The following is a 21,764-nucleotide window of genomic DNA, read 5'->3' as shown; positions in this document are numbered from 1 at the left end:
CGGCGGGGCGGCGCGCAGCCGCCCCGCCGGTTCCCTCTAAGTGCAGCACGAGTAACGAGAGTTCCCTATGACAGCTGACAGCACTCCGGCGCTCGTGCAGATCGCGGACGCGGACACCGACGGCCCGGCTCCGGCCGGCCCGTCGGCTGCCCGCGGTCCACGGGCGCGCAACACCAAGGCCTATCTCCAATACGTGGCGGCCAAGATCGCGGGAGCAGCGGTGTCGCTGTTCGCGGTCCTGGTCACCAGCTTCTTCCTCTTCCGGCTCATCCCCAGCGATCCGGTGAAGCAGATGACGGGCGGCCGGCCCGTGTCCGCAGAACAACTCCAGTCGCTGCGGCGCCAGTTCGGTCTCGACCAGCCGATGTGGCAGCAGTTCACGAGCTACGTCGGCGACGCCCTCACGGGCGACTTCGGCACCTCGTTCCAGTTCCACGCGCCGGTCATCGACAAGATCACCGAGGCGCTCCCGGCGACCCTGCTCCTGACCGGCACGTCGTACGTCCTGTACACCGCGCTCGGTATCTGGCTCGGCACCCGTACCGCCTGGCGCAACGGCTCCATGAGCGACCGGTTCAACACCGCGTTCGCGCTGACGCTCTACTCGGTGCCGTCGTTCTGGCTGGGCCTGCTGCTGATCATCGTCTTCTCGGTGGGCATCGGCCCGATCCCGGGGATGTTCCCGACGGGCGGTCTGGAGTCGGGCAACGAGACAGGCTTCGCCTACATCCTCGACGTGGCGCACCACCTGGTCCTGCCGGTGGTCACACTGGTCGCCGTCGGATACGCGCAGACGCTCCTGGTGATGCGCTCCTCGCTGCTCGACGAGATGGGCAGCGACTATCTGACGACGGCCCGCGCGAAGGGGCTGCGGGACGATGTCGTGCGCCGCAAGCACGCCGTGCCGAACGCGATGCTGCCGACCTTCACCCTGATGTTCGTGAACCTCGGGCATGTGGTCGCCGGACAGATCCTGGTCGAGACGGTGTTCTCCTGGCCGGGTCTCGGAGGCCTCTTCTACCAGGCACTCAGCGTGCCCGATCTCCCGCTCGTGCAAGGTCTGTTCTTCGTCTTCGCCACCGCGGTGATCCTGGCGAACACCCTTGCCGATGTGCTCTATCCGCTGCTCGATCCCCGGGTGGGCCGATGACGACCGAATCCATGCCCACGCCCACGAAGGCGGCGCCCGCGCAGAATCCGCGCGCTCTGGCCCGCGCGCGCAAGCGTCAGTCCGCCGCCCGCTTCTGGCGGGAGTACCGCGGCCACCGGAGCGGACTGTGGGGTCTGGGCGCGCTCGTCCTGATCGCGCTGGTCGCCGTGTTCGCGCCGCAGCTCGTCGGCGCCGACTCGCAGAGCGTAACCGGGGCCCCCGGTGGTGCGCTGGAGTCGCCGAGCGGTGAATTCCCGCTCGGTACCGACCAGTTCGGGCGCAGCGTGCTGGCGCTGCTGGTGTGGGGCACCAGGGTCTCGCTGACGGTCGGCCTGCTCGCGGCGTTCCTGTGCGTTGCCATCGGTACGGTCGTGGGCATCGTCGCGGGCCACTTCCACGGCTGGTACTCGACGGTCCTGATGCGGGTCACCGACTGGTTCCTGGTGATGCCGACGCTGGTCCTCGCGATCGCGCTCGCCACGGTGATGGAACGCTCGATGTGGACGGTCATCATCGCGATCGGGGTCACGACCTGGCCGACCACGGCCCGGCTGGTCCGGGCCCAGACGCTCGCGGTGGAGTCCCGCCCGTACATCGAGCGCGCCCGCGCGCTGGGCGGCGGCCACGGGCACATCATGGTCCGGCACGTGCTGCCGAACGTGATGCCGCTGGTGCTGGCGCAGACCACGCTGGTGATCTCCAGCGCGATCCTCACCGAGGCCACCCTGGCCTTCCTCGGTCTCAGCGACCCGACCACCACCTCCTGGGGGGGCATGCTCCAGGACGCCCGCGAGGCGGGCGCGGTCAGCGCGGGCGACTGGTGGTACCTGGCACCGCCCGGCATCGCCATCGCCCTGGTGGCCCTGGCGTTCACGCTGTGCGGCCGCGCCATCGAGTCCGTCCTCAATCCCAAGCTGGGGGTGGCCCGTTGAGCACGACGAGCATCCAGAAGACACCGCTTCTCGACGTACGGGACCTCACGGTGACGTACGCCGGCGGAGCGCAGGCCGTCCGCGGTGTGAACCTCTCCGTCGACGCCGGGCAGAAGCTCGGCATCGCCGGTGAGTCGGGCTGCGGGAAGTCGACGCTGGCGCTCGCGCTGCTGCGGCTGCTGCCCGACGGTACGGAGGTGTCCGGCCGGATCCTGCTGAACGGTGAGGACGTCCTCACCATGAAGTGGGGCCAGGTCCGGGCGGTGCGCTGGGCGGGGGCGTCGATCGTCTTCCAGGGCGCTATGCACTCGCTCAACGCGGTGCACCGCATCGGGGACCAGATCGCCGAACCGGTCCTGCTGCACAAGAAGGCGACGCAGGCCGCGGCGGCGAAGCGGGCTGGCGAGTTGCTGGAGCAGGTGGGGCTGCCCGCCGCCCGTGCCTCCGCCTATCCGCACGAGCTCTCCGGCGGTCAGCGCCAGCGCGTGATGATCGCGATGGCGCTCGCCTGCGACCCGGGACTGATCATCGCGGACGAGCCGACCACGGCCCTGGACGTGATGATCCAGGCCCAGATCCTGCGGCTGATCGAGCAGCTGGTGTCCGAGCAGGACCTCGGCCTGATCATGATCAGCCATGACCTGGCGGTGCTCTCGGACACCTGCGACCGGCTCGCGGTGATGTACGCGGGCCGGGTCGTCGAGGAGGGCCCGGCGTCCGAGGTCTACGAGAACGCGCACCACCCGTACGGCAAGGCCCTGTCCGGCGCGTTCCCGCGCATCGGCGACCCTGCCTCCAGGTTCGCGCCCCGCGGGCTGCCCGGCGACCCGCCGGACCCGTCGGCGCTGCCCGGCGGCTGTACGTTCCACCCGCGTTGTCCGGTGGCCCTGGACTCCTGCACGACGCAGGACCAGGTGCTGCGCGAGGCGGGGCCGGAGCGGCGGGCGGCCTGTGTGCTGGTGGAGCCGGGGGCCGCCGCGGCCCCGGCCCTGCCGGGTGCCGAGGAAGCAAGGAGCACATCATGACCACGACCACTCCCCTGCTCAGCGCCGAGGGGCTGAAGGTCACCTTCCCCGGCCGGCGCGGAGCCGCCCCGGCGCGTGCCGTGGACAGCGTCGACCTGGACATCCGGCCCGGCGAGATCGTCGCGCTGGTCGGCGAGTCGGGCTGCGGCAAGACGACGCTGGCGCGTTCGCTGCTGGGCCTGGTCCCGCCGACGTCCGGGCGGGTGACATTCGACGGGCAGCCGCTCGACTACGCGAGCCGGGCGCTGAAGGCGTACCGCAAGCGGGTCCAGCTGGTGCTCCAGGACCCCAGCGGTTCGCTCAATCCGCGGCACACGGTGTACGACGCCGTCGCCGAGGGCCTGCGGATCCACGGGTACGCGGGTGACGAGCGGACGACGGTGGCCGAGGCGCTGTCGCGGGCGGGGCTGCGGCCCCCGGAGCGGTTCTTCCTGCGCTATCCGCACGAGCTGTCGGGCGGTCAGCGCCAGCGGGTCGTGATCGCGGGCGCGCTCGTCCTGGAGCCGGAACTCATCGTGGCCGACGAGCCGGTGGCCTCGCTGGACGCTTCGGTGCGCGGCGAGATCCTGGCCCTGCTGCTGCGGCTGCGGGACGAGCTGGGCCTGTCCGCGCTGGTGGTCACGCACGACCTCGGGCTGGCATGGAACATCGCGGACCGGGTCGCGGTGATGTACCTCGGCCGGATCGTGGAGACGGGCGAGGTGGAGCAGATCCTGACCGCCCCGCAACACCCGTACACCCAGGCGCTGTTGTCGGTTCTCCCGGAGGCCGGGGGCGATCCGGTGATTCTGGCCGGTGAGCCGCCGGACCCGTCCAGGGTGCCGCCCGGGTGCCGGTTCCATGCCCGCTGCCAGGTGCTGGCCTCGGGCGAGGCCGAGCGGGCGGGCGTCGCGGACGCGTGCCGTACGCAGGATCTGCCGGTGCTCGCGGGCGGCGGGCAGACCCAGGTGGCGTGCCACTGGGCGAACGCGGCCGCGAAGGCACGGGCGTAACGCGGGGGCCGGGGCCCGTCCGGCGGGCGCCCTGTCACGGCCCGGGCCGGGACCGTTCTCGACGGTCCCGGCCCCGGCCGTGTACGCGGCGCGAGTCAGCCGCGCTCGTACGCGGCGACCAGCTCGCTGCACCGCTTCACATCGGCGGCCATCGCCACGAGCAGGTCGTCGATCGAGTCGAACTTCAGCATCCCGCGTACGTACGCGAGGAAGTCCACCGAGACGTGCAGCCCGTACAGGTCGAGGCCGACGCGGTCGATCGCGTACGCCTCCACGGTCCGCTCGGTGCCGTCGAACTGCGGGTTCGTGCCGACGGAGATCGCGGCGGGCATCGCCTCGTCGTTCACATTGAGCCAGCCCGCATAGACGCCGTCGGCGGGGATCGCGGTGTGCGGCAGGGTCTCCAGGTTGGCCGTGGGGAAGCCCATATCGCGGCCGCGCTGTGCGCCGCGGACCACGATGCCCTCGACCCGGTGCGGATGGCCCAGGATCTCGGCGGCACCCTCGACATCGCCCTCGGCGACCAGCCGTCGGGTGAGGGTGGAGGAGAACGGCTCGCCGCCGCCCGCCTCGCCGCGCACATACAGGTCGATGACCTCGACGCCGTAGTCGTAGGTCTCGCCGAACTCGGTGAGCAGCTGCACGTTCCCGGCCGCCTTGTGCCCGAAGCGGAAGTTCGGACCCTCGATGACCAGTTGCGCGTGCAGCTTGTCGACGAGCACCTTCACGATGAAGTCGGCGGGTGCCAGCCTGGAGAACTCGGTGGTGAACGGCAGGATCAGCACCGCGTCCACATCCAGCTCCGCCATCAGCTCGGCGCGCCGGTGGTGCGGGGCGAGCAGCGGCGGGTGGCTGCCGGGCCGTACGACCTCGCTGGGGTGCGGGTCGAAGGTCACCACGACCGACGGCACACCCAGCTCGCGGGCCCGCTCCACGGCCCGCCCGATGATCAGCTGGTGCCCGCGGTGCACCCCGTCGTAGGAACCGATGGTGACGACGCTGCGCCCCCAGTCCTCGGGGATGTCCTCCAAGCCACGCCAGCGCTGCACTGTGACCGCTCCTCGCCCGAACCCGTGTACATGAAATTGCTTGTTACGCAGGTCTAAGACTGCCATGCTCACGCCCCGCGGCCTGCATCGGCATCGCTTTCGGACTCGCCAGCGCCTCCACCGTCCGCCCCGCGCTCGGGCCGACGAGCGCCGCCCACTCCTGCGGGGCGTCGGCCAGCCACCCGGTGACCAGGGCGGCGAATCCGGGCACATCGCGGGCCAGTTCGACCAGTCCGCGGTCGAAGCGGACCGCGCCTTCGGGGGTACGGACCAGCAGCATCCCGGTGCGGTGGACCAGGGCGCGGGTACGGGCCGGTGCGCGGGCGCCGGAGCCGGTCGCGGCGGCCCGCAGCAACGCGTCGAGCACGGCCGGATCGCGGTGGGCGTCCTGCTCGAAATCCAGCAGGACCTCCAGCAGCTCGCCCCGCAGCTGCCCGGAGGCCGGGCTGCCCGGCGCGGCGAGTACCCCGGCGAGCGCCCCGCGCACCGGCGGCGGCACGGGGCGGTCCCGCAGCAGCCCGGTCACCAGGGGCAGCAGCAGGGCGCGGGCGGCGGGGCCGTGCTCCAGCCTGCGGTCGAGGTACGCGGCGGCGTGCACGGTGTCGTCCGGGTGGCTGTCGATGTACGCCCGCACGAGCCCGGCGGTGTGCAGGGCCAGCTCGGGGGCGTCGATCCCGGCGAGCGCGCACAGCACCTCGCCCGCGCCGTCGTCGGGCCGGGTGAGCCGTTCCCGGAACGCGGTGAGCACCTGCTGCGGACGGGAGGGCAGCATGCGGGCGAGCGCCTCGGCGGACGGCTGCGGCTCGCCGGCGACGAAGGCCCGCAGCGCCTGCGGGAGGTAGCGGTCCCGGGTCTGCGGATCCTGTACGAGGAGGGTGAGGGCGGCCCCGTGCAGTGCGGCGTCGGCGGGGCGGGCCAGCAGGGCGAGGGCGGCCCTGCGCAGCTGCCCGCGGTCGGCGTCGAGGGTGGCGTGCGCCGCGGTGACCAGCGCGTACGAGGCTGCGGCGGTCCGGCGGGCGGGCCGGTCCTCGTCGCGGGCCCAGCGGTCGACGGCGCGGCACAGCGCGGCGGGCTCGTCCTCGGCCAGCGTGGCGAGGAGCTCCTCGGCCCGGGGATGGGCGGTCGCGACGAGGGCGTCGGTCAGCTCGTCTACGGCCAGGTCCCGACGGGCGTAGAGCAGCGCCTGTGCCGCGTCGGCCACGGTCGGGCGCAGCGCGAGCCCCTCTTCGGCGGGCAGCGGGCGCTCGTCGGTGAACCAGCCGCAGAGCAGTGGCTGCACGGTCCGGGGCCAGTCGACGAGCCGCCGCGCGACGGCGTCCAGAAATCGCTCGCCGCTGTCGCCGTCCCGGTCACCGCGGGGGTCGCCCCGGCGCGGGCCGTCGGCGGGGACCAGACGCCGGAGCAGGTCGATCCGGTCCGCCTCGGGCAGCCGGAGCCGCCGCCAGAACCACGGCCCGAACTCGGCGTACGCCCCCGGCCCGCCCTCGGCTGCCCGCCGGACGATGCGGTCGGCGAGGAACCGGGCCACCCCGAGCTGGGGCCGGGCATCGGGCACCCGGAGCAGGGTCTGCGAGAGCAGGTGGACCGCCCACCAGCGGGCCTCGTGCCCGGCCTCGGCACGCGCCCCGGTCCCCGGCCCCGGCGAGAGCCGGTCCAGGGCCTCGACGAGTCCGGCCAGCCGCTGCGCCAGCGCGGCGGGCCCCTGGCGGCGCTCCAGGAGCAGCAGGGCCTGGATCACCGGACCGGACCGATGCCGCGGCACGGGCAGAACGCGCGGCCGGACCATCACCCCGGCCTCCGGACCGGCCGCACGGCTGAACTCCGCACGCGACTCAAGCGCACGGCTGAACTCCACATGCGACTCAGGCGCCCGGCCAAGTCCCCTTCCCGGCGTGTCCGCCGCAGACCCCCGCCCCTGCACCGCACGCGGCCTCCTCGGCTCCGGAACGCGGGGTTCCGCCACCTCGGCCCCCACTGACCCCGCCACCCCCGGCGCCGCTGCCGCCGCTTCCGCTTCCGCGTCCGCCGCGTGCCACCGGTGGACCAGCGCGCGCAGCACCGCGTCCAGGTCCAGGTGGGCACCCTGCACCCAGTCGCCCAGCTCCTCGTGCGCGAAGCGGTAGCCCGCGCCCGCCGGGACGAGCAGGCCCTCCGTGAGGACCGCCGACGCCCAGCCCGTGCGCCAGGGAAACACCTCCTCGAAGGCCGCCCCGTCCAGCTTCCCCTGGCCGGGGCCCAGACAGCGGCGGGCCGCCTCGTGGACCTGCCCGGCCACCCGCGCGGCCAGGCGACGGACCGCGGTGCCCCCGGGCGCCGGGCCCGACGCGGCTGCGACGCGGAGCGCGATGCGCAGGCACATCAGGTCCAGGTGGGCGCCGAAGACGTCCTCCGTGTCGGGCTGCCCGGCGACGTCGCCGGGCAGCGCCGCGCGCACCTCCGCGAGGAGGCGCAGGGTGAGAGGGTGCCGGTCGTGGCCGGGAGCGAGCGCGCCCGGCGCGATGGCGTACCGCTCCCGGGCCCGTGCGGCCTGGCTCGCGGTGAGGTCGCCGAGGCGGACCGCGGGCGGCAGCCGCCCGGCCGGCCGGGCGGGGTGATGCAGGGCGTCGGGCGGGCAGAGCGCCCCGGCCGTCTCCCAGTACTCGGGGGTGCAGGCGACCACGAGCCGCGCCCCGTTGCCACGCAGCCAGTCGACGGTGTCCGCGGTCCACCGGGCCGGTCCGGGAGCCGGCATGGGAGGCATCTCTTCGGGGCCGTCGAGCAGTACGAGGAGCGGGTTCCCGGACTCCTCGGCCAGCCGGGCCACCCGCTCGGGGGTGGCTGTCGCCATGTCGCCCCGCGCACCGGCGGCGGTGACGATCCGGCAGGACCGCCGGAGCGTACGGCCGATCGCGTCGGCGACCGAGGTGTCCTCGGCCAGCAGATCGGCGCCGCGCAGCCAGAGCGTGGGGGCGGGTACGGAGCCGCGGGCCCGGCGGGCGGCGAGCGCGGCCAGTTCGGTGGTACGGCCGGTGCCCGGTGCTCCGACGAGGCCCAGGACCACGGCGGGGCCGCACGGCACGGACGAGGGACGGCCGGGGCCCGAGAAGGCGCTGAACTCCGCGAGGACGTATGGGCGTTCGACAGGATCGGGGCAGGCGTCCGGCCCGCCCGCCGAGCCGAGTGAGGTCGCGGTGAGGTGCAGGGCGCCCGCGAGATTCAGGTCGGGTCCGTACCCGGGAACGCCCGTCGCGTTGCGCCTCAGCAGCGCACCCAGCGGACTGTCGGCCGCCGCGCCGTGCAGCGGTACCGCCAGCCCGGCGGCGGGATGCCCGGCGCGCAGCGCGGTGCCGAGCACGGCGATGACCGCGCCGCTCTCCGGATCGACGACGGGCCCGCCCACGGCCGCCCCACCGAGCAGCAGCGCGTCCCGGCCGTCCGTACCGAGCGCGAGCTCCATCACCTCGGCGATCCGATGGGTACGGCCGTTCGCGGTGTACGTCACCGGGGCCGTACCGAGCACGCGCGCCTCGCGCCAGCCGTGGGCGGCGATCGTCACATACGTACCGGCGTCGATCCGGTCCCGTGACGCAATCGGCATCGGCTCCACGCCGAGCGCGAAGAGCCCACCGGTGCGCAGCAGTGCGAGGCCGAGGCCGGGCAGCGCGGTGACATCGGCGGCCTCGACACAGCAGCTGCGATCGTCCGTTCCGTACAGGACGAGCCGGGTGTGACCGTCGACCACTTCATGGCTGGTCACCACCGTGCCCCGGTCGTCGGCGACGAATCCGGTCCCCCGCGGCCGGCCGGCCGGATCGCAGATACGTACCAGCACTGCCCGGTCCCCGCTTCCCATGGTCCGACGTTAGGTCGGCGATGATCAGCGCGTACCCACTCGGAGTAAAAGCGCCCCCGAATGCGCCCCGTTTCACCCCGAGCGCCTGCCCGTCGGGGTGAATTCTTGGGGTCCGGTGGACAGAAAGGAGTGGGGGATCGTGGAGCGGGCACCGGGCCCGCCCGCTCCACGATGGGGCCCCGGGAGCCGGGGCCCGGTCAGGCGAAGACGGCGAGGCTCTTGGCCTTGCCCTTCTGCTCCTCGACGAGCACCAGGAACCGTCCGTCGGGTCCGAAGACCCCGACCGGTCCCGGCGGGAAGGCGGGCATGTCCAGCCGCACCCCGTTCAGCAGCAGCCTGGCGCGCTTCTCGTCCACGTCCCAGCGGGGGAACGCCGAGGCCGCGGCCTCGGCCAGCGGCATCACGGTCAGCTCCTGCTGGTGCTGGTCGAGCGTCCGCGCCACATCGAGTCCGTACGGCCCGACCCGGGTCCGCCGCAGCGCGGTCAGATGCCCGCCGACGCCGAGCCCGGCGCCGAGGTCGCGGGCGATCGCGCGGATGTACGTGCCGGAGGAGCAGACGACGGAGACGACGAGGTCGACGACCGGCGTCCCGTCCTCGGCGACCGCCTCGCGGACGTCGTAGACGTTGAAGGACGAGATCGTCACCGGCCGGGCCGGGATCTCGAACTCCTCACCGCCGCGCACCCGGGCGTAGGACCGCTTGCCGTCGATCTTGATGGCGCTGACCTTGGACGGCACCTGCATGATCGGTCCGGTCAGGGCCGCGACCCCGGCATCGATACCCTCACGGGTCACTCCGGACGCGTCGGTCGACGAGGTGATCTCGCCCTCCGCGTCGTCCGTGACGGTGTCCTGGCCGAGCCGGATCGTGCCGAGGTACTCCTTCTCGGTCAGTGCGAGATGGCCCAGCAGCTTGGTGGCCTTCTCGACACCGAGCACGAGAACGCCCGTCGCCATCGGGTCCAGCGTGCCGGCATGGCCGACGCGGCGGGTCCGGGCGATGCCGCGCATCTTGGCGACGACGTCGTGCGAAGTGAAGCCGGACGGCTTGTCGACAATGACAAGGCCATCCGGCGTCCTGTTCTGCGGTGTCATTCGGAGGCGGTGTCCTCGTCGTTCTCGTCGTCCGCCTTGCGGTACGGGTCCGCGCCACCGGCGTACGTGGCGCCCGAGGACGCCTCGCGCACCCGCGCGTCCGAGGCACGCGCCCGGTCGAGGAGGTCCTCGATCGCCTTGGCGTTCTCCGGAAGGGCGTCGGCCACGAAGGCCAGCGTGGGGGTGAACTTCGTCCCCGCCGCCGCTCCGACCGCGGAACGCAGGATGCCCTTGGCGCTCTCCAGGCCGGCCGCGGCGCTCGCCCGCTCCTCGTCGTCGCCGTAGACCGTGTAGAAGACCGTGGCCTCCCGCAGGTCACCGGTGACCCGGGTGTCCGTGATGGTCACGTGCGTCCCCAGACGCGGGTCCTTGATACCGCGCTGCAGTTTCTCGGCCACCACCTCCTGGATGAGGTCCGCCAGCTTTTTCGCCCGCGCGTTGTCGGCCACTGGTCCGTCTCCTTCTCAGCCTTGCTCAATCGTCTTCGTCGCTGTGCAGCCGTCGTCGTACGGACAACAGCTCCACCTCGGGCCGGGCAGCGATCAGCCGCTCGCACCGGTCGAGTACGTCTGTGAGGTGTCCGGTGTCCCCGGAGACCACGGCGAGGCCGATCTCGGCCCTGCGGTGGAGATCCTGATCGCCCACCTCCGCCACGCTCACCGCGTACTTGCGCTGGAGCTCGGCGACGATCGGACGGACGACGGAGCGTTTCTCCTTCAACGACCGTACGTCGCCGAGAAGCAGATCGAAGGACAGTGTCCCCACATACATGTATGCCCGGATGTCCCGCCGGTTCGGGTTCGTGCCCTGCGCGTTTGGCAGGGACACAAGAACCGTACACGGAACGGCCGGGGCCGATCGACGGAAATATGACCCGTCGACCGGCCCCGACTGTTGATGAGGGGTCCGGGGGGGTGTCCCCCGGACATCCCTGCGGGTCAGCCTCGCGGCTTCTCGCGCATCTCGTACGTCGCGATGACGTCGTCGATCTTGATGTCGTTGAAGTTTCCGAGGTTGATACCGCCCTCGAAGCCTTCGCGGATCTCGGTGACGTCGTCCTTGAAGCGGCGCAGACCGGAGATGTTGAGGTTCTCCGCGATGACCTTGCCATCACGCAGCAGGCGCGCCTTGGTGTTGCGCTTGACCTCGCCGGACCGGACCAGCACACCGGCGATGTTGCCCAGCTTGGACGAGCGGAAGATCTCGCGGATCTCCGCCGTACCGAGCTCGACCTCTTCGTACTCCGGCTTGAGCATGCCCTTGAGGGCCGCCTCGATCTCCTCGATGGCCTGGTAGATCACCGAGTAGTAGCGGACGTCGACACCCTCGCGCTCCGCCATCTGCTGGGCACGCCCGGCAGCGCGGACGTTGAAGCCGATGACGATGGCGTCGGAGCCGGTCGCCAGGTCGATGTCCGACTCGGTGACCGCACCCACACCGCGGTGCAGGACCCGGATGTCGACCTCGTCGCCGACGTCGAGCTGGAGCAGCGAGGACTCGAGAGCCTCCACCGAACCGGACGCGTCGCCCTTGATGATGAGGTTGAGTTCCTGGACCAGACCGGCCTTGAGCGCCTCGTCCAGGTTCTCCAGGGAGAACCGGACGCCCTTGCGGGCGAAGTTGGCGTTGCGCTCACGGGCGGCACGCTTCTCGGCGATCTGACGGGCCGTACGGTCCTCGTCGACCACCAGGAAGTTGTCGCCGGCACCCGGGACGTTGGTGAGACCCAGCACGAGGACGGGGGTCGACGGACCCGCTTCCTCGACGTTGTTGCCGTTGTCGTCGAGCATCGCCCGGACACGGCCGTACGCGTCGCCGACCACCATCGTGTCGCCGATGCGCAGCGTGCCGCGCTGGACCAGGACGGTCGAAACGGCACCGCGGCCGCGGTCGAGGTGAGACTCGATCGCAATACCCTGCGCGTCCTGCTCCGGGTTGGCCCGCAGGTCGAGCGAGGCGTCGGCGGTGAGGACGACGGCCTCCAGCAGCTGGTCGATGTGCAGACCCTGCTTGGCGGAGATGTCGACGAACATCGTGTCGCCGCCGTACTCCTCGGCCACCAGACCGAACTCGGTGAGCTGGCCGCGCACCTTGGTCGGGTCCGCACCCTCGACGTCGATCTTGTTGACCGCGACCACGATCGGCACGTCGGCCGCCTTGGCGTGGTTCAGCGCCTCGATCGTCTGGGGCATCACACCGTCGTTCGCCGCCACCACGAGGATCGCGATGTCGGTGGACTTCGCACCACGGGCACGCATGGCGGTGAACGCCTCGTGACCCGGGGTGTCGATGAAGGTGATCCTGCGGTCCTCGCCGTTGACCTCGGAGGAGACCTGGTACGCACCGATGTGCTGCGTGATGCCGCCGGCCTCGCCCGCGACGACGTTCGTCTTGCGGATCGCGTCCAGAAGTCGGGTCTTGCCGTGGTCGACGTGACCCATGACGGTCACGACCGGCGGACGGGAGACCAGAGCCTCTTCGCCGCCCTCGTCCTCGCCGAACTCGATGTCGAAGGACTCGAGCAGCTCGCGGTCCTCCTCCTCCGGGCTGACGATCTCCAGGACGTAGTTCATCTCGTCGGCGAGCAGCTTCAGCGTCTCGTCGGAGACCGACTGCGTCGCCGTGACCATCTCGCCGAGGTTCATCATCACGGCGACGAGCGACGCCGGGTTGGCGTTGATCTTCTCCGCGAAGTCGGTGAGGGAGGCACCGCGCGACAGCCGGACGGACTGTCCGTTGCCGCGAGGCAGCATGACGCCGCCCACCGACGGGGCCTGCATGGCCTCGTACTCCTGGCGCCTCTGCCGCTTCGACTTGCGACCACGACGCGCCGGACCGCCGGGACGGCCGAACGCACCCTGCGTGCCACCACGGCCACCGGGGCCGCCGGGACGTCCACCGAAGCCGGGACGACCGCCGAAGCCGCCGCCACCACCGGGACGACCCGCACCGCCACCGCCGCCACCGGGACGACCGGCGAAACCGCCGCCACCGCCACCGGGACCGGCCGGACGGCCTGCGAAGCCGCCGCCGCCACCGGGACGACCTGCGCCGCCGCCGCCACCGGGACGACCGCCACCGCCGGGACCACGGCCACCGCCGGGGCCACCACCGGGACGCGGGCCCGCAGCGGGACGCTGCGGCATCATGCCCGGGTTCGGACGGTTACCACCGGGGGCACCGCCCGGACGGGGAGCCTGCGGACGCGGCATGCCGCCCGGAGTGGGACGGGCACCGCCCTGGCCCTGCGGACGCGGGGCGCCGCCGGGGCCGCCCTGCGGACGCGGAGCGCCCGGACGGTCCTGACCGCCACCGGGACGCGGGGCGCCACCGGGACGGGGCGCCTGCGGACGGGCCATGCCCGTCGAGCCACCGGAGGTGAAGGGGTTGTTGCCCGGACGGGGACCGGCCGGACGAGAGCCGCCGGGGCGCGGGGCGCCCTGGCCCGCGGGACGTGCGGGGCGGTCGCCACGCTCGCCACCACGGCCACCGTCACGCTGACCGCCGTCACGCTGACCGCCGGCCGGGGCCGGACGACCGGCAGGACGGGGTCCGGGAGTGGCACCCGCGGGACGCGGGGCCTGCTGCTGCGGGGCAGCGGGCTGGGCCGGAGCCGGAGCCGAGAACTCCGCGGCGGGGACCGGAGTCACCGGAGCGGGCTTGGGCGCGGGCTTCGGACCCGGACGCGGGCCCGCGGACGGCGCGGAAGGCGCCGCGGGGATGCTGCTCACCGGGGCTGCGGCGGCCGGCTTGGGGGCCGGGGCGCCGGGCTTCGGGGCAGCGGGACGTGCCGCAGCGGCCGGGGAGGGCGCTGCGGGCTTCGCGGGCGCTGCCTTGCGGGGCGCGCCAGGCTTCGCAGCGGACTTGCCGGCGTTGCCGCCGGGCCCCTGCAGTGCGTCAGTCAACTTGCGTACAACCGGCGCCTCGATCGTCGAGGACGCCGAACGGACGAATTCACCGAGTTCTTGGAGCTTGGCCATGACGACCTTGCTCTCGACGCCGAACTCCTTGGCGAGTTCGTATACCCGGACCTTAGCCACTTCGCTCCTTTTAGGTCCGGGTTACCGCCGGACCGTCGCTACTTCATGGGCGTACTCATCGCGTACTCATCGAGTGCTCATCGCAATCTCGACCTACTTCCAACTCGCGAGGTACCTGACCGCACGGGGACCCGTGCCGTTCATTTCCTACGGTGTCACCCGCTCGACGAACCGCTGCACCGCGGCGGTGTCGAACGGCCCCTTGGCCTTGAAGGCCCGGGGGAATGCCCGGCGGCGAACCGCCAGGTCCAGACAGACGGAGACGGGGTGTACATAAGCACCCCGGCCGGGCAGCGTACCGCGAGGATCAGGGACGCAGGCGTCCTCGTCCGCGACGATGCGCAGCAGCTCGCTCTTGGCCGCCCGCTCCCGGCATCCCACACAGGTTCGCTCAGGGCAGGCGCGGGCTTGCGTCCGGCCAGACACGTTTAAGTCTACCTCCCCGCACCGACCTCACCCCTTTGGGGCAAAAATCGAACGGATGTTGTCGTGATCTCAGCGCCCTGCCGCCCCGATGTATTCCCCGGGCCCGGCGCGACCGGCTCCGGGGAACCCCGTTCCGGGGCGGCGCCCGGCGGTCCGGCACGGGCCCGCCCGCCGGGGACTGCCGGGTCGGGTCAGCCGCGTTCGGAACGCTCGCGGGCCCGCTCGGCCCGCTCGCGGTCGGCGATGTCGCGCTCGGCGTCGGTCTCGGTGTCCGGGCGGATGTCGATGCGCCAGCCGGTGAGGCGGGCGGCGAGGCGGGCATTCTGCCCCTCCTTGCCGATCGCGAGCGACAGCTGGTAGTCCGGGACGGTGACCCGGGCGGACCGCGCACCGAGGTCCACGACCTCGACCTTGCTCACTCGTGCGGGAGACAGAGCGTTGGCGACCATCTCCGCCGGGTCGTCCGACCAGTCCACGATGTCGATCTTCTCGCCGTGCAGCTCGGCCATGACATTGCGCACCCGGCCGCCCATCGGGCCGATGCAGGCCCCCTTGGCGTTCAGCCCGGAGCGGGTCGAACGGACCGCGATCTTGGTACGGTGACCGGCCTCGCGGGCGATCGCGCAGATCTCGACGGAACCGTCCGCGATCTCCGGGACCTCCAGCGCGAAGAGCTTCTTCACCAGGTTGGGGTGGGTCCGCGACAGCGTCACGGAGGGACCGCGCACACCCTTGGCGACCCGTACGACGTACGTACGCAGGCGCAGGCCGTGGGTGTACTCCTCGCCCGGTACCTGTTCCTGCACCGGAAGGATGGCTTCCAGCTTGCCGATGTCGACCAGGACGTTCCTCGGGTCCTTGCCCTGCTGGACGACGCCGGTGACGACATCGCCCTCGTGGCCCGCGTACTCCCCGAACGTCCGGTCGTCCTCGGCGTCGCGCAGCCGCTGCAGGATGACCTGCTTGGCGGTGGTCGCGGCGATCCGGCCGAAACCGGACGGGGTGTCGTCGAACTCCTTGGGCTCCTGACCCGGTTCGAGGTCGGCCGGGTCCTCCTTCGCCCACACCGTCACGTGGCCGCGCGCATCGAGCTCCACGCGTGCGCGGCGATGGCTTCCGTCCGTACGGTGGTAGGCGATGAGGAGGGCCGACTCGATCGCTTCGACGAGCACGTCGAAGGGGATCTCCTTGTCCTGTGCCAAGCCCTTCAAGAGCTTCACATCGATGTCCACGGCTACGCCTCCTCTTCCTTCTTGTCCTTGCGGCTGAATTCGATCTCCACGCGCGCCTTGGCGATGTCGTCGAAGGCGACCCGGCGGGACGTGGGCTTGCGGCCCTTGACGCCCGGCACTTCGAGGTCGAGGCCTTCTTCGTCCACGGCGAGGATGCGGGCCACCAGGTCGCCGCCCTCGCGCAACTGCAGCTTGGCCAGGCGGCCCGTGGCGCGTACGTAGTGGCGGTGCTCCGTCAGCGGGCGGTCGGCACCGGGGGAGCTGACTTCGAGGACGTACTCGCCCTCGCCCATCGCGTCGGTCTCGTCCAGCTTCTCGGAGATCGCGCGGCTCAGCTCGGCGCAGGCGTCCAGTTCCACGCCCTCTTCGGAATCCACGATGATCCGCAGCACCCGGCGGCGGCCCGCCCGGGACACCTCGATCTCTTCGAGATCCAGCTGTTCGGCGCTGACGAGCGGTTCGAGCAGTCCGCGCAGCCTCTCGCTCTGGGTCGTGCTCATCCGGGTGACTCCTCGGCCGCGTGTGCTGTTGTGGGGATCTCGCGTGTCAGGTCAAAGGGTATCCGGTCCCGAGGGGTGTTGGCGTCCGCCTGCTCCGGGCCGCGGGTACGCTCGCCTGCGGTGATCACTTCAGGACAGATCCAGTCACAACAGGGCCAAGCCCGGAGGAGAACAAGTGCGGCGCACGGGGACGACGCGCAGAGGTGCATTCACCGCGACGGGAGCGATCGCCATGGGTGCGGTGCTGGCCGGCTGCGGTGACGGGTCCGGGCCCCGGGAGGGCTCCGCCGGTACCGACACGGCGACAGCGGACGCGCAGGCGCTGGCCGCGCGGACGGAGAGGACGCTCCGGGCGAGCTCCGCCCGCACCAGCAGGGAACTGCTCGCCCGGTACGAGTACGTGGTCAGGGCCCATCCGGCGACCGCTGCCGGGCTCTCACCGCTGCGGGACGCCGTACGGGCCCATGCCGAGGCACTGGCGCCCGACGGCAAAGGGACGCCTGTGTCCTCCCGGACACGCGCCACCGACGCGGCGTCCGCCGTCAAGGAGCTGGCCGCGGCGGAGCGCCACACCGCGGACGCCCATACGGTGACGCTGCTGACGGCGCCGCCGGAGCTGGCCCGGCTGCTGGCCTCCATCGCGGCGGCGGGCGCGGCCCACGCCTATCTGCTGACCGAACTGGCCAAGGAGACCTCGTCATGAGCGCCGGGACACAGAAGGCGGCGCAGGCTGCCCTGGCCGCCGAGCACGCGGCGGTGTACGGGTACGGGGTGGTCGGCGCCCGGGTCGCCGACGGCCGCCGGGCCGAGGCCACGGCGGCCTACCACGCTCATCGGGCCCGGCGCGACACGCTGGTGCGGACCGTGCGCGACCTGGGCGGTGAGCCGGTGGCGGCGCAGGCGGCGTACGCTCTGCCGTTCGCGGTGCCGGACCCGGCCGCGGCGGTGCGGCTGGCCGCCCTGCTGGAGGACCGGGTCGCGGGCGTCTACTCGGATCTCGTACGGGCCGCCGACGGGCCGCTCAGGCGTCAGGCGGCGGACGCGCTGCGGGAGGCCGCGGTGCGCGCGGTCCGCTGGCGGGGCAGCGGCGTACCCTTTCCCGGGCTCGCCGAGCTGACCACCGGCGGGACCGGCGCGACGGACGGGACCGCCGCGAAACACGGGCCCGGCGCCACGCACTGAAGAAAGCTCTGAAAGGGAACAAGGCACGCATGGGTTTCGAACCGCCGCAGCGTCTGGTGCGAGCGCTCGGCGAGTCGTACGGGGACGACGCCGCCGACTGGCTCGCACGGATTCCCGTACTGACCGAGGAAGCGCTGTCCTCGACCGGTCAGGAGGTGACCGTGGACCGGGTCGCCACCCCCGGCGGCCGCAGCAGTCTGGTCCTGCTGGTGACGTGCTCCGACGGCACCCCGGCCGCGCTGAAGCTCGCTCCGTCCGGGGCCGCGCCCGAGCTGGAACGGGCGGCGCTCGCCCACTGGAACGGCTGGGGCGCGGTCCGGCTCCTCGCCTCCGGCCCCGGTGCCCTGCTGCTGGAGCGGTTGCACCCCGAGATGTCGCTGCGTTCGCTGCCGGAGGCGAAGGCGCTGCTGGAGGCGGCGGGGACGGTGCGCCGGCTGTGGATCGAGCCGCCGGCCGGTCATGGATTCGAGACGGTCGCGGAACGGACGGGACGGTGTACTGAGCCGATGCGCGCCCGCGCCGCGGCCGAACCGAGCCTGGCCCCGCTGGTCTCCGCGGCGCTCGCGGCGCGCGAGGAGTTGGTCGCCCACTCCCCCGAATCCCTGCTGCTGCACGGCAACTTCCGCCAGAGCAAGGTGCTCGCGGGTGAGCGGGTGCCCTGGCTGACGGTCGGGCCGGAGCCGCTGATCGGCGAGCGGGCCTACGATCTGGCGCGCCTGGTGCGCGACCGCGTGGAGGATCTGATCGCCTCCCCGGGTGGTCCGGCGACGGCCCGTCGCCGGATCAAGAAGCTCGCCGATTCGCTGGACGTGGACCGGGAACGGCTGCACGGCTGGACGCTGTTCCGCGCGGTGGAGTCGGGCACCCGGGCGCTGGCGGTGGGCCGTCGTCAGGAGGGTGAGCTGACGCTGGAGTTCGCCGGCTGGCTTTAGCGGTCCGCGAACGCAGGAGACCCCCGCGCGGTGCGCGGGGGTCTCCTGTCCGTTCCGGTATCAGCCCTGGGCGACGAGGCGGGCGATCGCCTCGTCGACCGTGAGCTCCTCACGCTCGCCGGTGCGGCGGTCCTTGAGCTCCAGGACGCCCTCGGCCGAGCGGCGGCCGGCGACCAGGATCTTCGGGACGCCGATCAGCTCGGCGTCGGTGAACTTCACACCGGGCGAGACACCCGCACGGTCGTCGACCATGACCCGCACACCGGCGGCGGCGAGCTTCTCGGAGACGTCCAGGGCCAGCTCCGTCTGGAGCGCCTTGCCCGCCGCGACGACGTGGACATCGGCCGGGGCGATCTCGCGGGGCCAGCAAAGCCCCTGCTCATCGGCGGTCTGCTCGGCAAGCGCGGCGACGGCGCGGGAGACGCCGATGCCGTACGAGCCCATCGTGACCCGGACCGGCTTGCCGTTCTGGCCGAGCACATCGAGCTGGAAGGCGTCCGCGAACTTGCGGCCGAGCTGGAAGATGTGACCGATCTCGATGGCGCGGTCCAGCTGGAGGCCGGTGCCGCACTTGGGGCAGGGGTCGCCCGCCTCGACGACGACGACGTCGAGGTAGTCGTCGACCTCGAAGTCACGGCCGGCGACGACGTTCTTCGCATGGGTGCCGGACTTGTTCGCGCCGGTGATCCAGGCGGTGCCGGCGGCGATGCGGGGGTCGGCGATGTAGCGGACCTTCTCCAGACCCTGCGGGCCGACGTAGCCGCGCACCAGGTCGGCGCGGCCCTCGAAGTCCTCCGCGGTGACCAGTTCGACGACGGCGGGCGCGAGGTGCTCGCCGAGCTTGCCGAGATCGACCTCGCGGTCGCCGGGCACGCCCACGGCGACGATCTCGCCGTCGACCTTGACCAGCAGGTTCTTCAGGGTCGCGGAGGCCGGGACGCCGAGGTGCGCGGCGAGCGTCTCGATGGTCGGGGTGTCGGGGGTGTCCAGTTCCTCGACCGGGCCGTGCGCCGAGGCGTCCACGGGGGCGGCCTTGAAGGTCACGGCTTCCGTGTTGGCGGCGTAGTCGCAGGCGGGGCAGTCGACGAAGGTGTCCTCACCGGCCGGGGCGGGGGCCAGGAACTCCTCGGAGGCCGAGCCGCCCATCGCGCCGGAGACGGCGGAGACGATGCGGTGGTCGAGGCCGAGCCGCTCGAAGATCCGGATGTAGGCGGCGCGGTGCAGCTGGTACGCCTCGACGAGCCCCTCGTCCGTGGTGTCGAAGGAGTACGAGTCCTTCATCTGGAACTCGCGGCCGCGCAGCACACCGGCGCGGGGGCGGGCCTCGTCCCGGTACTTGGTCTGGATCTGGTAGAGGATCACGGGCAGGTCCTTGTAGGACGTGATCTGATCCTTGACGACCTGGGTGAAGATCTCTTCGTGGGTCGGGCCGAGGAGGTACTCGGCGCCCTTGCGGTCCTTGAGCTTGAACAGCAGATCGCCGTACTCGTGGTACCGGCCGCTGGCGTCGTACGACTCCTTGGGGAGCAGCGCGGGAAGCAGCACTTCCTGGCCGCCGATGGCGTCCATCTCCTCGCGGACGACGCGGGTGATGTTCTCCAGGACCTTCTTGCCGAGCGGCAGCCAGGTCCAGATTCCGGCCGCCGTGCGGCGTACGTAACCGGCCCGGACGAGCAGCTTGTGGTTGAGCGTCTCGGCGTCCGCCGGGTCGTCGCGCAGTGTCTTGATCATCAATCGGGACATGCGCTGGACCTGGACCATGGTGAACTCCTGCTCGGAAGGGTGATGTGCAGGAGGTTAGCCGGGTGGTACGGGTGGGCGGAAATCGATTGGCTGTCGGTCCGTTCCCGTCTGTCCCCTGCGACGCAGCGGGAGCGGGGCTCCCATCACCGCGTACGGCTTGGGAGCGCTGGGGAAGAGCACCTGGCGGGCCAGGTCCCGGTAGCCGAGACTGCGGTACAGGGCACGTGCCGGGCTGTCCGTGTCGATCGCGGAGAGGATGGACCGGGGCTGGTCGACGGCGTCCGTGATGGCGGTGATCAGCATGCGGCCGATGCCGCGGTTCTGGAACGCCGGGTGGACGTGCAGTTCGGTGATGACGAACGAGTCGTCGAGCCAGTGCGCGGAACCGGTGGCGCGGAGGTAGGGCTCGACGACGGTGGACCACCACTGGCCGCGTTCGTTCGGCAGGCCATAGACGAAGCCGACGAGCCGGCCGTCGGGGGTGGTGGCGCCCAGGGCGCGGGCGCAGGGGTGGTCGAGGTGTCTGAGGACGATGTGGCGCCGTACCTCGATCTCTTCCGGGCCCAGGCCGAAGGCGACGGCCTGCACGGCGAGCGCCTCGTCCACGCGCGCGGCGAGATCGATCGGTCCGATCCGGACGCTGGGAGTGTGGGGGCCGCCCCCGGAAACTGCTGCCATGGGCCGACCCTACTGGCCCGGGCGGGGTGGACGGTACGGGGCGGCGACACCGGCCGCCGGTCAGAACAGCACGCTCATGAACGCGCCGGTCTCGCGGAAGCCTACTCTGGCGTACGCCCTGCGGGCGGGGGTGTTGTAGTCGTTCACGTACAGGCTGACGACGGGTGCGACGTCGGCCAGTGCGTAGCGCAGGACCGCCGCCATGCCGGTCTCGGACAGTCCTCGGCCGCGGTGTTCGGGAGCGACCCAGACGCCCTGGATCTGGCAGGCCTGCGGGGTGGCCGCGCCGATCTCCGCCTTGAAGAGGACCTTGCCGCCCTCGATCCGGGCGAACGAGCGGCCGGCGCCGATGAGTTCGGCGACGCGTGCCTGGTAGAGGAGACCGCCGTCACCCGCGACCGGGGAGATGCCGACCTCCTCGGTGAACATCGCCACACAGGCCGGCATCAGGACGTCCATCTCGTCCTTGCGGATCCGGCGGACCAAGGGGTCGGGGGTGACCTGGGCGGACAGGCTCTCGGTGACCATGAGGGGTTGATGGGCCCGGACCTCGCGGGCGGGGCCCCAGCCGGGTTCGAGCAGCCGCCACAGCTGGGCGGTGGGCTCCGCGGGGCCGACGATCGAGGAGCAGCGTCGGCCGGTCCGGCGGGCGCGGTCGGCGAAGGCCCTGACGGCTTCGGGGGTGGCGCAGATCGGTACGAGGTTGGCGCCCGAGTAGCACAGCGAACGCAGCCGTCCGTCGGCGTACCAGCCCCACATCTCGCCACCGAGGCGCCAGGGATCGAGACCTGCGATCCGGACCCGGGCGGTCACGAAGGCATTGGCCACGGGTTCGCTCTCCAATATGGCGAGAGCGGCGCCGAGGTCGCTGGGTTCGAGGACCCGGGTGGTGGTCTGCGTCAACACGAGGGGGCCTCACCATGCGGTCTGCTGATTTCCGCACTTTACCCAAAG

General features: G+C 72.2%; 19 protein-coding genes. 7 read left to right on the top strand and 12 right to left on the bottom strand.

The features are described 5' to 3' along the window. Positions 1-67: 67 nt before the first annotated feature. The 4 genes from OG936_RS26405 to OG936_RS26390 are packed head-to-tail and all read left to right on the top strand — an operon-like array spanning position 68 to position 4,099. Positions 68-1,150 carry an ABC transporter permease gene (locus tag OG936_RS26405; RefSeq protein ID WP_406497942.1) on the top strand — a complete coding sequence of 361 codons (1,083 nt, stop codon included), beginning with the start codon at positions 68-70 and terminating at the stop codon, positions 1,148-1,150. Between the two features lie 11 nt (positions 1,151-1,161). Then, complete coding sequence (locus OG936_RS26400; protein WP_406497940.1) at positions 1,162-2,082, top strand: ABC transporter permease; 921 nt, start codon at positions 1,162-1,164, stop codon at positions 2,080-2,082. Then, complete coding sequence (locus tag OG936_RS26395; RefSeq protein WP_406497938.1) at positions 2,079-3,107, top strand: ABC transporter ATP-binding protein; 1,029 nt, start codon at positions 2,079-2,081, stop codon at positions 3,105-3,107. The genes OG936_RS26400 and OG936_RS26395 overlap by 4 nt, the downstream gene beginning before the upstream one ends. Then, positions 3,104-4,099 carry an oligopeptide/dipeptide ABC transporter ATP-binding protein gene (locus OG936_RS26390; RefSeq protein WP_406497936.1) on the top strand — a complete coding sequence of 332 codons (996 nt, stop codon included), beginning with the start codon at positions 3,104-3,106 and terminating at the stop codon, positions 4,097-4,099. The genes OG936_RS26395 and OG936_RS26390 overlap by 4 nt, the downstream gene beginning before the upstream one ends. 95 nt (positions 4,100-4,194) lie before the next feature. Here OG936_RS26390 and OG936_RS26385 read toward each other — a convergent pair whose 3' ends face one another. The 9 genes from OG936_RS26385 to rimP all read right to left on the bottom strand — a co-directional run bounded on the left by OG936_RS26385 (position 4,195) and on the right by rimP (position 16,275). After that, complete coding sequence (locus OG936_RS26385; RefSeq protein WP_406497934.1) at positions 4,195-5,148, bottom strand: bifunctional riboflavin kinase/FAD synthetase; 954 nt, start codon at positions 5,146-5,148, stop codon at positions 4,195-4,197. A 43-nt stretch (positions 5,149-5,191) separates the two neighbouring features. Next, on the bottom strand, positions 5,192-8,980 hold the full coding sequence (locus tag OG936_RS26380; RefSeq protein WP_406497932.1) for a trypsin-like peptidase domain-containing protein: 3,789 nt from the start codon (positions 8,978-8,980) through the stop codon (positions 5,192-5,194). Between the two features lie 197 nt (positions 8,981-9,177). Next, entirely contained in the window at positions 9,178-10,077 is a 900-nt protein-coding gene (gene truB / locus OG936_RS26375; RefSeq protein ID WP_406497930.1) for a tRNA pseudouridine(55) synthase TruB, read from the bottom strand. Then, entirely contained in the window at positions 10,074-10,526 is a 453-nt protein-coding gene (rbfA, locus tag OG936_RS26370) for a 30S ribosome-binding factor RbfA (protein WP_361456037.1), read from the bottom strand. The genes truB and rbfA overlap by 4 nt, the downstream gene beginning before the upstream one ends. Positions 10,527-10,551: 25 nt before the next feature. Then, the gene (locus OG936_RS26365) at positions 10,552-10,848 is read right to left on the bottom strand and encodes a DUF503 domain-containing protein (protein WP_266749025.1); all 297 of its coding nucleotides are present in this window, start codon (positions 10,846-10,848) and stop codon (positions 10,552-10,554) included. 167 nt (positions 10,849-11,015) lie between these two features. Continuing rightward, positions 11,016-14,117 carry a translation initiation factor IF-2 gene (gene infB, locus OG936_RS26360; protein WP_406497928.1) on the bottom strand — a complete coding sequence of 1,034 codons (3,102 nt, stop codon included), beginning with the start codon at positions 14,115-14,117 and terminating at the stop codon, positions 11,016-11,018. 147 nt (positions 14,118-14,264) lie between these two features. Then, positions 14,265-14,543 carry a YlxR family protein gene (locus OG936_RS26355; protein WP_266749022.1) on the bottom strand — a complete coding sequence of 93 codons (279 nt, stop codon included), beginning with the start codon at positions 14,541-14,543 and terminating at the stop codon, positions 14,265-14,267. Positions 14,544-14,734: 191 nt separating this feature from the next. Then, a complete protein-coding gene (gene nusA / locus OG936_RS26350) occupies positions 14,735-15,775 on the bottom strand; it encodes a transcription termination factor NusA (protein WP_266749020.1) in 1,041 nt (346 codons plus the stop codon). 2 nt (positions 15,776-15,777) lie between these two features. After that, positions 15,778-16,275 (bottom strand): ribosome maturation factor RimP, encoded by a 498-nt coding sequence (gene rimP / locus OG936_RS26345; protein ID WP_327258693.1) that lies wholly within the window; start codon positions 16,273-16,275, stop codon positions 15,778-15,780. 175 nt (positions 16,276-16,450) lie between these two features. On the opposite strand from rimP, the gene OG936_RS26340 reads away from it, so the two are divergent. From OG936_RS26340 to OG936_RS26330, 3 genes are read left to right on the top strand one after another with little or no spacing between them, the layout of a single operon-like run. Next, complete coding sequence (locus tag OG936_RS26340) at positions 16,451-16,978, top strand: hypothetical protein (RefSeq protein WP_406497927.1); 528 nt, start codon at positions 16,451-16,453, stop codon at positions 16,976-16,978. Next, a complete protein-coding gene (locus tag OG936_RS26335; protein ID WP_406497925.1) occupies positions 16,975-17,457 on the top strand; it encodes a ferritin-like domain-containing protein in 483 nt (160 codons plus the stop codon). The genes OG936_RS26340 and OG936_RS26335 overlap by 4 nt, the downstream gene beginning before the upstream one ends. A 29-nt stretch (positions 17,458-17,486) precedes the next feature. Continuing rightward, the gene (locus tag OG936_RS26330; protein ID WP_406497923.1) at positions 17,487-18,389 is read left to right on the top strand and encodes an aminoglycoside phosphotransferase family protein; all 903 of its coding nucleotides are present in this window, start codon (positions 17,487-17,489) and stop codon (positions 18,387-18,389) included. A gap of 60 nt (positions 18,390-18,449) precedes the next feature. Here OG936_RS26330 and OG936_RS26325 read toward each other — a convergent pair whose 3' ends face one another. Genes OG936_RS26325 through OG936_RS26315 form a run of 3 tightly spaced genes read right to left on the bottom strand, consistent with a single transcriptional unit; the run spans position 18,450 to position 21,716 of the window. Then, positions 18,450-20,150 (bottom strand): proline--tRNA ligase, encoded by a 1,701-nt coding sequence (locus OG936_RS26325; protein WP_406497921.1) that lies wholly within the window; start codon positions 20,148-20,150, stop codon positions 18,450-18,452. Between the two features lie 36 nt (positions 20,151-20,186). Beyond that, complete coding sequence (locus OG936_RS26320; protein ID WP_383762710.1) at positions 20,187-20,810, bottom strand: GNAT family N-acetyltransferase; 624 nt, start codon at positions 20,808-20,810, stop codon at positions 20,187-20,189. A 60-nt stretch (positions 20,811-20,870) separates the two neighbouring features. Then, a complete protein-coding gene (locus OG936_RS26315) occupies positions 20,871-21,716 on the bottom strand; it encodes a GNAT family N-acetyltransferase (RefSeq protein WP_406497919.1) in 846 nt (281 codons plus the stop codon). Positions 21,717-21,764: the final 48 nt, after the last annotated feature.

The organism is Streptomyces sp. NBC_00846 (assembly GCF_045207325.1).
Lineage (GTDB): Bacteria > Actinomycetota > Actinomycetes > Streptomycetales > Streptomycetaceae > Streptomyces.
The sequence above is the reverse complement of the archived record's forward strand: the minus strand, read 5'-3'. Positions and strand labels throughout refer to the sequence as shown.

What these genes read in the sequence shown, in the direction of transcription:
- OG936_RS26405 (WP_406497942.1), top strand. Translation starts at nt 68, where the DNA reads ATGACAGCTGACAGCACTCCGGCGCTCGTGCAGATCGCGGACGCGGAC.
- OG936_RS26400 (WP_406497940.1), top strand. Translation starts at nt 1,162, where the DNA reads ATGCCCACGCCCACGAAGGCGGCGCCCGCGCAGAATCCGCGCGCTCTG.
- OG936_RS26390 (WP_406497936.1), top strand. Translation starts at nt 3,104, where the DNA reads ATGACCACGACCACTCCCCTGCTCAGCGCCGAGGGGCTGAAGGTCACC.
- OG936_RS26380 (WP_406497932.1), bottom strand. Translation starts at nt 8,980, where the DNA reads ATGGGAAGCGGGGACCGGGCAGTGCTGGTACGTATCTGCGATCCGGCC.
- truB (WP_406497930.1), bottom strand. Translation starts at nt 10,077, where the DNA reads ATGACACCGCAGAACAGGACGCCGGATGGCCTTGTCATTGTCGACAAG.
- OG936_RS26365 (WP_266749025.1), bottom strand. Translation starts at nt 10,848, where the DNA reads ATGTATGTGGGGACACTGTCCTTCGATCTGCTTCTCGGCGACGTACGG.
- rimP (WP_327258693.1), bottom strand. Translation starts at nt 16,275, where the DNA reads ATGAGCACGACCCAGAGCGAGAGGCTGCGCGGACTGCTCGAACCGCTC.
- OG936_RS26335 (WP_406497925.1), top strand. Translation starts at nt 16,975, where the DNA reads ATGAGCGCCGGGACACAGAAGGCGGCGCAGGCTGCCCTGGCCGCCGAG.
- OG936_RS26330 (WP_406497923.1), top strand. Translation starts at nt 17,487, where the DNA reads ATGGGTTTCGAACCGCCGCAGCGTCTGGTGCGAGCGCTCGGCGAGTCG.
- OG936_RS26325 (WP_406497921.1), bottom strand. Translation starts at nt 20,150, where the DNA reads ATGGTCCAGGTCCAGCGCATGTCCCGATTGATGATCAAGACACTGCGC.
- OG936_RS26320 (WP_383762710.1), bottom strand. Translation starts at nt 20,810, where the DNA reads ATGGCAGCAGTTTCCGGGGGCGGCCCCCACACTCCCAGCGTCCGGATC.